Consider the following 12,373-nt stretch of genomic DNA (forward strand, 5'->3'; position numbering starts at 1 on the left):
GAGTTATGAATGGAATCCAGCATCTTATTACTTTGGAAGGAGTCGAAAAATCCTTCCCCGGACTGGAGAGTCCTGCCGTTGCTAGCCTGACAACCGAAATCCGCAGTGGTGCGGTCACAGGGTTGGTCGGGCCGGATGGTGCCGGTAAAACCACATTATTACGCATGTTGGCAGGCTTGCTAAAACCCAGCCAAGGCAAGATGACCGTCGTCGGTCTGGACCCACTGGAAAATGATCGTCAGTTACATTCAATTCTTGGATACATGCCGCAAAAATTTGGTTTATATGAAGATTTGACGGTAATAGAGAATCTGACGCTGTATGCTGACCTACGTGGTGTGACGGGTGAAGAGCGCCGCCAAACCTTTGAACGGCTGCTGACATTTACGGATTTGACCCGCTTTACCGAACGGCTGGCGGGCAAGCTCTCTGGTGGGATGAAACAGAAGCTGGGATTGGCCTGTACCTTGGTTGGCCAGCCAAAAGTGTTACTGTTGGATGAGCCGGGTGTGGGGGTTGACCCCATCTCACGCCGTGAGTTATGGCGCATGGTGCATGAGTTGGCCAGTGACGGCATGCTTATCTTGTGGAGCACATCCTATCTTGATGAAGCAGAGCAGTGCCGTGAAGTATTGCTGCTCAACGAAGGTAAATTGCTGTATAGCGGTGCGCCGCAAAGCCTGACACAGCGTATGAGTGGCCGGACGATTTTGGTTGCAGCCCAAACAGGAACCAACCGCAAACTGTTGCAGCATGCTCTGACCCTACCTGAGGTGAGTGATGGGGTGATTCAAGGGAAATATGTGCGGCTGATCCTCAAGCCAGATGTGGATCACCGTCAAATTCCCTCCCTGTTAAATCAACCGAACACCGATGTGATGGAGGCAGAACCGCGCTTCGAGGATGCCTTTATTGACCTGTTGGGCGGTGGCCCAGCCAGTGAATCGGCCCTGGCAAAAATAATGCCTAAAGTTGAAGGCAGCCACGATGAGACAGTAATTGAAGCGCAAGAATTAACCAAGAAATTTGGTGATTTTGCTGCCACTGATCATGTCAATTTTCAGGTAAAACGCGGTGAAATATTTGGCTTACTCGGGCCGAATGGCGCGGGTAAATCAACCACATTTAAAATGATGTGCGGCTTGCTGGTCCCTAGCTCTGGCAAAGCATTGGTGCTGGATATGGATCTGAAGACCAGCTCAGGTAAAGCACGGCAACATTTGGGTTATATGGCGCAGAAATTCTCGCTGTATGGCAACCTGACCGTTGAGCAGAATCTGAAATTTTTCTCCGGTGTTTATGGCCTGCAAGGTAAAACCCAGCGCGACAAAATAGCCGATATGACGTCGGCCTTTAATTTCAGCCCCATTCTCAAACAAACTCCGGACTCTCTACCGCTGGGTTTTAAACAGCGACTGGCGCTGGCCTGCGCTTTAATGCATGAGCCAGACATCCTGTTTCTTGATGAGCCCACCTCGGGTGTTGACCCCCTCACTCGCCGTGAATTCTGGTTACATATCAATGGGATGGTAGATAAAGGTGTGACTGTTATGGTCACCACCCACTTTATGGATGAGGCCGAATACTGTGACCGTATCGGGCTGGTTTACCGAGGTAAGATTATTGCTGCCGGCACGCCAGATGAGCTAAAGCAGCAAGTCGCCACTGATGAAAATCTTAACCCATCGATGGAAGAAGCATTTATCGGGTTGGTCCAGCGCTACGACCAGCAGAGTGATAAGGAGCAACAGCCATGACCGAGCCATCGCTATTAGCTACAGATAAATTGCCGGTCAATAAACTACCGGAAAGTGAGGGCGAGACTTATCAGGACACCGGCTTTTCCTGGCGTCGCCTGCGTGCCTTATGCCGCAAAGAGACTCGGCAGATTTTGCGTGACCCCAGCAGTGGGTTGATCGCTTTTGTTATCCCATTGTTATTACTATTTATTTTTGGCTATGGTATCAATCTGGATTCCAGCAAACTGCATGTCGGCATTTTAATGGAACAACAGAGCAAGCCGGCACAAGACTTGGCTAATGCATTTGCCAGCTCGCCTTATATCTCCCCGCAAATCAGTGATAATCGCCAAGCTCTGATTCAGGCAATGCAAGCCGGTAAAATTCGCGGATTAATTGTGATCCCCAATGATTTTGCCGAGCAACTCGCACGACCAGAGAGCAAAGCACCGATTCAGGTGATTACTGACGGCAGTGAGCCTAATACCGCTAACTTTGTACAGGGTTATGCGCAAGGAGTATGGCAAATCTGGCAACAGCAACAGGCGCAAAACTTGGGGCAAACCAATGACCCACTGATTGAAATTCAGGTCCGTTATTGGTTTAACCCTGCCGCCATCAGCCGCCACTTTATCATTCCGGGGGCCATAACCATTATTATGACGGTGATTGGGGCTATCCTGACATCACTGGTGATTGCCCGTGAATGGGAGCGCGGCACCATGGAAGCGCTGCTATCAACTCAGGTCACACGCAGTGAATTGCTATTATCAAAGCTAATCCCCTATTACGTCCTTGGTATGGTTGCCATGACACTCTGTATGGTGGTGTCGGTGTTTATCCTCGGCGTACCTTATCGAGGGTCATTGTGGATATTATTTGTTATCACCAGCTTGTTCTTAGCCAGCACTCTGGGGATGGGGCTGCTGATTTCCACGATCACGCGTAACCAGTTCAATGCCGCCATGATAGCGCTGAATGCAGCATTCCTACCGGCAGTCATGCTCTCGGGCTTTATTTTTGAAATTGATAGCATGCCCGCCATTGTGCGTGCCGTGACTTATATCATTCCTGCCCGCTATTTTGTCAGTAGTCTACAAAGTCTGTTCCTGGCAGGCAATATCGGTACCGTTCTGGTGATTAACTTGCTGTTCCTAATCGCATCTGCCGCAGTATTTATTGGTCTGACAGCATGGAAAACACATCGCAGGCTAGATTAAAGGAAGAGAGTAAAATATGTTTCATCGCCTTTATACATTGATTATTAAAGAGTTGCAGTCGCTATTACGCGAACCGCAGACCCGTGCGATATTAATCATGCCAGTGATAATGCAGGTGATCTTATTCCCATTCGCCGCCACGTTGGAAGTGACCAATGCCACCATCGCTATTTACAGCGAAGACAGCGGCAAAGCCTCGGTAGAACTCACCCAACGTTTTGCCAAAGCCGAAGCATTTTCTCATGTACTGTTGCTGCACAGTCCGCAAGAGATCCGGCCCGTTATTGATAACCAGAAAGCGCTGTTGTTGATCCGCTTCCCTGAGCAGTTCAGTGCTGATTTGGCCAACGGCAAAACCACCCAATTACAGCTTGTGCTAGATGGGCGCAATTCTAACAGTGCCCAGATAGCCGCAAATTATATTCAACAGATTGTACAAGATTACCAACTGGAACTGACCAGTGGCCAAATCAAGCCCAATAACAGTGAGTTAGTTATCCGCAATTGGTATAACCCAAATTTGGACTACAAATGGTTTGTGGTGCCATCATTAATTGCGATGATTACGACGATTGGCGTACTGATAGTGACGTCACTATCAGTGGCGCGTGAGCGGGAACAAGGTACGCTAGAACAGTTACTCGTTTCTCCGTTAACGACCTGGCAAATCTTTATCGGCAAGGCGGTGCCAGCACTGATTGTCGCTACCTTCCAGGCGACTATCGTGTTGTTTATCGGTATATTTTTCTATCAAATCCCCTTTGCAGGCTCGCTGGCGCTATTTTATGGCACCATGCTGCTCTATGGCCTCTCTTTAGTCGGTTTTGGATTGTTGATTTCCTCGCTATGTTCAACTCAGCAGCAAGCATTTATCGGCGTGTTTGTCTTTATGATGCCGGCTATTCTGCTCTCGGGTTATGTCTCGCCAGTGGAGAACATGCCAATCTGGCTGCAAAATATCACGTGGATCAATCCTATCCGCCATTTTACTGACATCACCAAACAGATTTACCTCAAGGATGCCAGCTTCGATATTATCTGGCACAGCTTGTGGCCGCTGCTGGTTATTACCGTCACCACGGGAAGTGTTGCGTATGGGATGTTCCGGCGGAAAATAGCCTAAGGTTTATCGCCAGTTTGATTGGGTGCAGGAGGCTCAGCCCTCCTATTCGGTTTAGATATTAGGTAGTCAGCTATATCAATATCAGCCGAACCTGATCACTAACTCTATTCCAGCCAAAACCAGCCTCCAATTTCAAAAAACAAAAAGGACACCAAGTTGGTGTCCTTTATTATTTCAAACTACATAACTGAATTTAAGCAGCGTACGGTGGGCAAACTTGCCTTGTCGTAACCCTTTTTATCAAGGTGATTAACGGCGGTTGCCGAAAATCCGCAGCAGCATCAGGAACAAGTTGATGAAATCAAGATACAGGGTCAATGCGCCCACGATGGAGTATTTACGGAACCCATCTTTATCATTGGCATCTAACTGCGCGCCCATATTTTTCAGCTTCTGGGTATCGTAAGCAGTCAAACCGACAAACACCAACACACCGATGTAGGTCACAGCCCACATCAACGCGGTGCTCTTCAGCCAGATGTTAACAATAGAAGCTAACACGATACCAATCAGGCCCATAAACAGCATGCTGCCCATGCCACTTAAATCACGTTTGGTGGTATAGCCGTAGAAACTCATGGCACCGAACATACCAGCCGCAATCAGGAATGTGCTGGCGATAGAAGAGCTGGTATACATGATGAAAATACTAGAGATAGTCAGCCCGGTTAATGCTGAATACAGCATAAACAAGCTGGTTGCCATCGTACCGCTGAGGCGATTAACCATCCCGGAAATAACAAACACCAGACCTAACTGAACAATAATCAGCCCAAAAAAGGTGATCTGGCTGGAGAAGATAAAGTTAAGGACCGCAGGAGTATTCGCTGCGTACCAGGCGACAACCGCCGTTAATAACAGACCACAGGTCATCCAGCCGTATACCTGCGCCATATATGCCTGAATGCCAGAGTTGGCACGTTCGACAATTGAACCATTAGAGCGTGGATAGCGATCCATGGTAGTTACCTTATGCATAAAATAATGAAACAGGCTATCAACTGACAGCCCACCGACTCTTTAAGGGTACCACAGAAATACAGTAAACAAGGGAGTAAAAATAGGCATTTAGGAGCAATCTTTACACGGGTTTACGTACAGTTCACCAGCGCTTGGCAGCAGCATGGTCGCTGTCCCGTGATTCGACCCAGCGCTCACCCTCAGCAGTGGCTTCCCGCTTCCAGAATGGTGCCCGCGTTTTCAGATAGTCCATAATAAATTCTGCTGACTCAAACGCCATGCTGCGATGTGCACTGGTCACACCGACAAAGACAATCTCATCTCCGGGGAACAGCGGCCCCACTCGATGAATAACGGAAACGCGCTGTAATGGCCAACGGCTGCGTGCTTCGCTAATAATTTCACCCAGTGCTTTTTCTGTCATTCCCGGGTAATGCTCCAGTGTCAGAGCACTGACATTCGCACCCAGATTATGGTTACGAACCTTGCCGGTGAAGGTCACTACCGCACCATCTTCATCACATTGCGACAACCAGTTATATTCATCACCAACATTGAATGCCTCTGGTCCAACACGAATACGGGTATTCTCCATCATCAGCCCCCAGTGACTGGCGGGAAGAAAGCCACTTCGTCGCCCGCAACCAGTGGGTGCTGAGCATTAACTAGCGATTGATTCACTGCGGTGAGCAATTTGCCCTCTTCTAGCGCCAACTGCCAGCGCTCCCCTCGTTGACACAGGGACTGTCGCAGAGCATCGACTGTGGGAAATTCCGCAGCCAATTGTAGACGGTCAGTTCCTACCAGCTCACGAACCTGAGCAAAAAATAGAATCTCAATCATGAATTCACCTTAAAATCACCGGATTTCCCGCCACTTTTTGCCAACAGGCGAACCGGGCCAATTATCATGTCTTTCTGTACCGCTTTGCACATATCATAAATTGTCAGCGCCGCGACAGACGCCGCCGTCAGGGCTTCCATCTCTACCCCAGTTTTACCGGTTAGGCGGCAGCAGGATTCAATACGAACTCGGTTATGCTCCGGTTGGGCTTCCAGTTGCACTTCCACTTTAGTCAGCAGTAGCGGATGGCATAATGGGATTAATTCCCAAGTTCGTTTGGCCGCCTGAATCCCGGCAATTCGGGCAGTGGCAAAGACATCACCTTTATGATGGCTACCGTCAATAATCATCGCCAGTGTCGCGGCGTGCATTTCAACAAAAGCTTCCGCACGCGCTTCGCGTACGGTTTCAGCTTTGGCTGAAACATCCACCATATGGGCTTCGCCAGCGGCATTGATGTGCGTTAGTTGGGTCATAAAATTCCTATTCCCTTCGTTCTTGACGTTGCAGGGGTGTTAGCTGCCCTCATGCACCCGAATCACTTACTGATGTAAGCTCATCGGGATTTATTCGCTTGCTGCCTACCTGTAACGCCAATAACTTTGGGAATTTCCCTTCGCTCCTGACATTGTAGAGGTTAGCTGCCCTCATGCACTCGAATCACTTACCGATGTAAGCTCATCGGGATTTATTCGCTTGCTGCCTACCTGTAGCGCCAATAACTTTGGGAATTTCCCTTCATTCCTGACGTTGTAGAGGTTAGCTGCCCTCATGCACCCGAATCACTTACTTATATAAGCTATCAGCCACCAATAAATGATAAGTTCTGCGTAATGCCGCTATTACCCTGATGCAAGAAATGGGTTTGTTTCTTGGTTTGCAATGCGCTCTGAATTCGCGCCATCAGCTCATATTGCTGGTCATCACTGCTTAACAGGTCGCGCAATGTAATGCCTTGCTCGCCAAATAGGCATAAATGCAGATTTCCCAATGCTGAAACACGCAGACGGTTACAACTGGCGCAGAAGTCTTTCTCATAAGGCATGATCAGCCCCACTTCCCCCAGATAGTCTGGATGATGGAATACTTGAGCCGGGCCATCGCTACGTGCGCGCTCTTGCTGTTGCCAACCTTGCTGGAGTAATTGCTGGCGAATGATGTCACCGGAAACATGGTGTTTACGAAATAGATTGCCACCTTCGCCGGTTTCCATCAGTTCGATAAACCGCAGTTGAATTGGTCTGGATTTTATCCAGTTAAGGAAGGCACTCAGATTGCGATCATTGACATCCCGCATCAGCACAGCATTGATTTTGACTTTCTCAAAACCAGCATCAAAAGCAGCATCAATACCTTGCATAACCTGATGAAATTTATCTTGCCCGGTGATGGCATGAAACTGCCGAGGGTCAAGGCTATCAACACTGACATTAATTGCCGTCAGTCCCGCCTCACGCCATTGGGCCGCATCACGCGCTAAACGGTAGCCATTAGTGGTCACTGCCAAGGTGCGGATCGCGGGATTTTGCCGGATAGTGGCAATAATATCGGTGAAGTCGCGCCGCATAGAGGGTTCACCACCAGTCAGACGGATCTTCTCTGTACCCAACAACGCAAAAGCGCGGCTGACGCGACTTATCTCGTCAAGGCTCAGAAAACTTTTTAATCCGTCCGGGCGATAGCCATCGGGCAGGCAATAGGTGCAACGAAAATTGCACACATCGGTAATTGATAGGCGTAAATAATAGAATTTGCGCGCAAATGCGTCAGTCAGTTGTACCATAACACCTTTCCAAATACGGGAGATGCAGGCATTTCTACCTCGCACCCTGGTGGCTTAAAGCCACGGCCAGAGCATCATATTGTGTTAAACAACGTAGACACTAAGGCTAGGAGTTTATGTTCAGTAACTGTCTTTCCAACAGCTTACTGAACCATGGTTAAAAAAGTAAAACTCATTGCGACACTTAATCGCTAAAAACCTCACTTTTCCTACAGATTCTAACGCTAAAACCACTGGATAGCCAATCGCTGTTTTTCGCTATATATTTTTATATACAACGACTTATATAACAAAACATACTGTTATTGAGCTTATTTCAATCCGCGCCTAATACTTTGTTTAAAATCACGAAAATAATGGCTTTTATCGCGTTTTAACAACAAATCCGTTAACTTATGCAGCAATTTCACCATTAGCTACGCTATTAGAGCCAGGCGATACTATTTAGGCAGGAAAAATATGCGAAATCGCACATTAGCGGATCTCGATCGAGTGGTTGCATTAGGCGGGGGCCATGGTCTGGGAAGGGTAATGTCTGCTCTTTCTCCTTTAGGTTCACGTCTGACCGGTATTGTTACCACCACCGATAATGGCGGTTCGACTGGCCGTATACGCCGCTCAGAGGGTGGAATTGCCTGGGGAGATACTCGCAACTGCTTGAATCAATTGATAACAGAACCCAGCGTAGCCTCTGCCATGTTTGAATACCGTTTTACCGGTAATGGCGAATTAGCCGGTCATAATCTGGGCAATTTAATGCTCAAAGCACTGGACCATCTTAGCATTCGACCTATTGAAGCAATCAATCTGGTGCGCAGCTTGCTGAAAGTGGATGCTTGGTTGATCCCGATGTCAGAGCAGCCGGTGGACTTACTGGCAATCGATCATGAAGGGCACCCGGTTTACGGTGAAGTGAATATTGACCAACTGGCGCAAATGCCACAAGAAATGCTGCTGTCGCCTCATGTTCATGCAACCAAGGAAGCGGTTGAAGCTATCAGTCAGGCCGATGTGATTTTAATTGGGCCGGGCAGTTTTTTAACCAGTCTGATGCCTCTGTTACTACTGGATGATTTAACCCAAGCTTTGCGGCGCAGCTCTGCCAGCATGATTTATATTGGTAATCTGGGACGTGAGCTCAGTGTGGCGGCAGCCGAACTGTCGTTACACGAAAAATTGGCAATCATGGAAAGTAAGATTGGCCGAAAAATTATTGATGCAGCAATCGTAAGCCCACGTATTGATATCAGCGGTGTCACAGACAGAATTATTGTCCAGCAACCGTTGGAAGCTAAAGATATTCCTTACCGCCATGACCGCGAATTGCTGCGCCAAGCTTTGGAGACGACGCTGCAACAATTAGGTGGTGCAAGCACAGCATCGGTGAGCTAAAAGGGTTACTTTTTAGCTTGTTCTTGCAAAGCAGCGTTGTTATTCATGTGGATGTAAAGCGCTTCTACTTTAGCCCGCGCCCATGGCGTACGGCGTAAAAACTTCAGGCTAGATTTAATGCTGGGATCACTAATGAAACAGTTGATCTGGATGCGGTACGCCAGTTCTTCCCAACCATAGTGCTCCACCAGCTTGGTCAGTAACTGTTCCAATGTAATACCGTGCAATGGATCTTTGGATAAGTGGTCGCTCATTATTTATCTCGCGCATTATTCGATGACGATTTTATCAGCCGCACACCTTAATCAGGTTCGGCCGATGCGACAAGCAGAAATTCCCAATTTTTCATACCCATCATTCTGCGGCCCACCAAGTGAGCCGCTGACTATCAAGATATTGCAATAAATTGCTGGCGCAGTTGGTGGACTTGATCACGCAATTCAGCTGCTTGTTCGAATTCAAGGTTCTGTGCGTGGGTATACATCTTCGCTTCAAGCTCGCGGATTTTCTGATCAAGCGCTTTAGGTGGCAGTGATTGGTAGTTATTGGTGTCGGCCACTTTGCCGCCGCGCCCTTTCCCTTTACCCCGAGTAGAAGGCTGGCCCAATTGCAGAATATCGCCAATCTTCTTGTTGAGCCCCTGTGGAATGATACCGCGCTCTTCATTGTAAGCTTGCTGCTTCGCCCGACGCCGCTCGGTTTCGCCAATCGCTTTTTCCATCGAGGCGGTGATTCTGTCGCCGTAGAGAATAGCTTTACCATTGAGGTTACGTGCCGCGCGGCCAATGGTCTGAATGAGGGAACGTTCAGAGCGCAGGAAACCTTCTTTATCGGCATCCAAAATGGCAACCAGTGAAACCTCTGGCATATCCAGCCCTTCTCGCAGCAAGTTGATGCCCACCAGCACATCAAATTCACCCAAGCGCAGGTCACGAATAATCTCTACCCGCTCAACAGTATCAATATCGGAATGCAGATAACGGACACGAGCACCATGCTCCCCCAGATACTCCGTCAAATCTTCGGCCATACGTTTGGTCAGCGTGGTGACCAATACCCGCTCATTGATCGCGGCGCGAATACGGATTTCAGATAGCAAGTCATCCACCTGTGTTGCAACAGGACGCACTTCAATCAGTGGATCAAGCAAGCCTGTCGGGCGCACCACTTGATCAACAACCTCGCCACCGGATTTCTCTAACTCGTACTTGCCCGGAGTCGCTGAGACATAAATAGTCTGAGGTGCCAATGCTTCAAATTCTTCAAAGCGCATTGGGCGGTTGTCCAGCGCTGATGGCAGCCGGAAGCCATATTCCACCAAGGTTTCTTTACGCGAGCGGTCACCTTTGTACATCCCGCCGATTTGCGGAATAGTCACGTGGGACTCATCAACAATCAGCAAACCGTCGGCGGGTAGATAGTCGAATAATGTTGGTGGCGCTTCACCCGGCCCACGGCCAGACAGATAGCGCGAATAGTTTTCAATACCGGAGCAGTAGCCCAGCTCATTCATCATTTCAAGGTCAAACTGGGTGCGCTGTGTAAGACGCTGTTCTTCCAATAACTTATTATTAGCAAGCAGCACCTTGCGCCGCTCCGCCAGTTCAACTTTGATCTCTTCCATCGCCTGCAAGATACGCTCTCGCGGGGTAACGTAGTGAGTTTTAGGATAAACAGTAAAACGTGGAACTTCGTGCTGTAATTGGCCCGTTAACGGATCAAATATTGAGAGCCGCTCGACCTCTTCATCAAACAATTCAACCCGCAGCGCCCACTCATCGGACTCTGCGGGGAAGATATCAATAACTTCACCGCGCACACGGAAAGTACCGCGCTGAAACACTTGGTCATTACGGCTGTATTGCAGCTCTGATAAGCGGCGTAAAATTGAGCGTTGGTCAATAATCATCCCCTTAGTCAGATGCAGCATCATTTTCAGGTATAAATCAGGGTCACCCAAGCCATAGATAGCCGAGACCGAGGCCACTACCACCACATCCCGCCGCTCCAGTAATGCTTTGGTCGCAGATAGCCGCATTTGCTCGATATGCTCGTTTACAGAGGCGTCCTTCTCGATGAAGGTATCAGAACTTGGGACATAGGCTTCGGGCTGATAGTAATCATAGTAGGAGACAAAATATTCCACCGCATTCTCGGGAAAGAACTCTTTCATCTCGCCATAAAGCTGGGCCGCCAATGTTTTATTCGGCGCTAATACCATCGTTGGGCGGTTCAAATCGGCAATCACATTCGCCACCGTAAAGGTTTTGCCCGACCCCGTAACCCCCAACAGTGTCTGGTGGGCCAAACCATTTTCTAGCCCTTCTTCCAGTTTACGGATGGCCTCAGGCTGATCGCCTGCTGGTTTAAACTCAGAATGTAGTTTGAATGGTTTACTCATGAATTTGCTACCCGCCGGAGAAATGCACACTGTCAGGAGGCTAATTATGAAAGCCCCATAGATTTTTGCCACTGCTATGATACTGGATATAAAACCAGCTTCAAACACCAAAATGTCTTAATTTGCTCAACAGCAACATTGCATGCATCGTTACAGTGACATGACGTTCACATTTGCACTCTAAAAGCGTTTTTATCCCCAAGCATTAACATAAACACATTATTGATGGTTAATTGATTAAAGATCATCCATCCATCAAGGCTATAATTTTTGAGTGCTTGATTTTAATTAACTCACTGATAATAAACAATATTTCTAAAAAGTCGAGAATCCAGACAACAGGAGCCGAAGCCGCGTCTGCTCTCGCTTGCCATTAGTTTTCTATCGCTAATGCACAAGGTTATCCACAGGAATGGTGGATAACTCCTGCAACCCCATAGAGGCCGCGTGTTGGCGAAAAGCAAAGCTTAGCGATGAAATAGAAACAAACTGGCTTTTTTAGTGTTTTTTTTACATTTTTATTTCACCGCATATTTCAATAAGTGCTAAGCATACTATTTGCTAATTCTATAATGTTAGTCTCCAAGTTCTCACACTCAACCACTTTTGACGGCGCTATTTCTGCTGCACCATTATTTTCGTTATGGCACTGCTTAAGTGCAACGAAGTACCGCTCACCGCTGTTTCCTGCCATCACCCTTGCCATTTTATGACTCACTATTGCATTAAAACCATTTACAGTCCGTTAACATGCGAATTTTGACCGGCACCAAGGCAACTTGGCCCAAGAGTTGCTTTATATCTCTGGGAAACAGAGTAATGAAAGGGGAAATGCGCTAAAGCAGTGCAGAACGTTAATTGGCTGATAATCACCCGTAAGTGGGATGATAAAGGGTAAAAATAGCCCGTTGA

At 48.0% G+C, this 12,373-nt stretch carries 11 protein-coding genes and 1 riboswitch; of the genes, 4 read left to right on the plus strand and 7 right to left on the minus strand.

Annotated elements, in window-relative coordinates; all coding sequences use genetic code 11:
- The first annotated feature begins 5 nt into the window (after positions 1–5).
- Genes FTA96_RS09010 through FTA96_RS09020 form a run of 3 tightly spaced genes read left to right on the plus strand, consistent with a single transcriptional unit; the run spans position 6 to position 4,082 of the window.
- Positions 6–1,757, plus strand: a complete 1,752-nt coding sequence (locus FTA96_RS09010; protein WP_050107688.1) for an ATP-binding cassette domain-containing protein — start codon at positions 6–8, stop codon at positions 1,755–1,757.
- Positions 1,754–2,959, plus strand: a complete 1,206-nt coding sequence (locus FTA96_RS09015) for an ABC transporter permease (RefSeq protein ID WP_050122389.1) — start codon at positions 1,754–1,756, stop codon at positions 2,957–2,959. The genes FTA96_RS09010 and FTA96_RS09015 overlap by 4 nt, the downstream gene beginning before the upstream one ends.
- Before the next feature lie 16 nt (positions 2,960–2,975).
- On the plus strand, positions 2,976–4,082 hold the full coding sequence (locus FTA96_RS09020; protein WP_050107691.1) for an ABC transporter permease: 1,107 nt from the start codon (positions 2,976–2,978) through the stop codon (positions 4,080–4,082).
- A gap of 249 nt (positions 4,083–4,331) precedes the next feature.
- Here FTA96_RS09020 and FTA96_RS09025 read toward each other — a convergent pair whose 3' ends face one another.
- From FTA96_RS09025 to moaA, 5 genes are all read right to left on the minus strand, one after another.
- Positions 4,332–5,042 (minus strand): Bax inhibitor-1/YccA family protein, encoded by a 711-nt coding sequence (locus tag FTA96_RS09025; RefSeq protein WP_004709005.1) that lies wholly within the window; start codon positions 5,040–5,042, stop codon positions 4,332–4,334.
- A 142-nt stretch (positions 5,043–5,184) separates the two neighbouring features.
- Positions 5,185–5,637, minus strand: coding sequence for a molybdopterin synthase catalytic subunit MoaE (moaE, locus tag FTA96_RS09030; RefSeq protein ID WP_050135946.1), 453 nt, complete (start codon positions 5,635–5,637; stop codon positions 5,185–5,187).
- 2 nt (positions 5,638–5,639) lie between these two features.
- A complete protein-coding gene (gene moaD / locus FTA96_RS09035) occupies positions 5,640–5,885 on the minus strand; it encodes a molybdopterin synthase sulfur carrier subunit (protein ID WP_050098815.1) in 246 nt (81 codons plus the stop codon).
- A complete protein-coding gene (moaC, locus tag FTA96_RS09040) occupies positions 5,882–6,361 on the minus strand; it encodes a cyclic pyranopterin monophosphate synthase MoaC (RefSeq protein ID WP_050107698.1) in 480 nt (159 codons plus the stop codon). Before moaC ends, moaD begins: the two co-directional genes overlap by 4 nt.
- Positions 6,362–6,687: 326 nt before the next feature.
- Positions 6,688–7,668: a GTP 3',8-cyclase MoaA gene (gene moaA, locus FTA96_RS09045; protein WP_050107700.1), complete on the minus strand. Its 981-nt coding sequence runs from the start codon at positions 7,666–7,668 to the stop codon at positions 6,688–6,690.
- Positions 7,655–7,793: riboswitch (molybdenum cofactor riboswitch) on the minus strand. Its footprint overlaps the gene before it by 14 nt.
- A 334-nt stretch (positions 7,794–8,127) precedes the next feature.
- Between moaA and yvcK the strand changes: the two genes are divergently transcribed.
- Positions 8,128–9,060, plus strand: coding sequence for a uridine diphosphate-N-acetylglucosamine-binding protein YvcK (gene yvcK / locus FTA96_RS09050; protein ID WP_050107701.1), 933 nt, complete (start codon positions 8,128–8,130; stop codon positions 9,058–9,060).
- A gap of 5 nt (positions 9,061–9,065) precedes the next feature.
- On the opposite strand, the gene FTA96_RS09055 is transcribed toward yvcK, so the two are convergent.
- Positions 9,066–9,314, minus strand: a complete 249-nt coding sequence (locus tag FTA96_RS09055) for a VF530 family protein (RefSeq protein WP_004708996.1) — start codon at positions 9,312–9,314, stop codon at positions 9,066–9,068.
- A gap of 134 nt (positions 9,315–9,448) precedes the next feature.
- On the minus strand, positions 9,449–11,461 hold the full coding sequence (gene uvrB, locus FTA96_RS09060; RefSeq protein WP_050107941.1) for an excinuclease ABC subunit UvrB: 2,013 nt from the start codon (positions 11,459–11,461) through the stop codon (positions 9,449–9,451).
- Positions 11,462–12,373: the final 912 nt, after the last annotated feature.

The sequence above is a fragment of the Yersinia alsatica genome, assembly GCF_902170305.1.
GTDB lineage: Bacteria > Pseudomonadota > Gammaproteobacteria > Enterobacterales > Enterobacteriaceae > Yersinia > Yersinia alsatica.

What these genes read in the sequence shown, in the direction of transcription:
- FTA96_RS09010 (WP_050107688.1), top strand. Translation starts at nt 6, where the DNA reads ATGAATGGAATCCAGCATCTTATTACTTTGGAAGGAGTCGAAAAATCC.
- uvrB (WP_050107941.1), bottom strand. Translation starts at nt 11,461, where the DNA reads ATGAGTAAACCATTCAAACTACATTCTGAGTTTAAACCAGCAGGCGAT.
- FTA96_RS09025 (WP_004709005.1), bottom strand. Translation starts at nt 5,042, where the DNA reads ATGGATCGCTATCCACGCTCTAATGGTTCAATTGTCGAACGTGCCAAC.
- yvcK (WP_050107701.1), top strand. Translation starts at nt 8,128, where the DNA reads ATGCGAAATCGCACATTAGCGGATCTCGATCGAGTGGTTGCATTAGGC.
- moaD (WP_050098815.1), bottom strand. Translation starts at nt 5,885, where the DNA reads ATGATTGAGATTCTATTTTTTGCTCAGGTTCGTGAGCTGGTAGGAACT.
- FTA96_RS09055 (WP_004708996.1), bottom strand. Translation starts at nt 9,314, where the DNA reads ATGAGCGACCACTTATCCAAAGATCCATTGCACGGTATTACATTGGAA.
- moaC (WP_050107698.1), bottom strand. Translation starts at nt 6,361, where the DNA reads ATGACCCAACTAACGCACATCAATGCCGCTGGCGAAGCCCATATGGTG.
- FTA96_RS09015 (WP_050122389.1), top strand. Translation starts at nt 1,754, where the DNA reads ATGACCGAGCCATCGCTATTAGCTACAGATAAATTGCCGGTCAATAAA.
- moaE (WP_050135946.1), bottom strand. Translation starts at nt 5,637, where the DNA reads ATGGAGAATACCCGTATTCGTGTTGGACCAGAGGCATTCAATGTTGGT.
- moaA (WP_050107700.1), bottom strand. Translation starts at nt 7,668, where the DNA reads ATGGTACAACTGACTGACGCATTTGCGCGCAAATTCTATTATTTACGC.
- FTA96_RS09020 (WP_050107691.1), top strand. Translation starts at nt 2,976, where the DNA reads ATGTTTCATCGCCTTTATACATTGATTATTAAAGAGTTGCAGTCGCTA.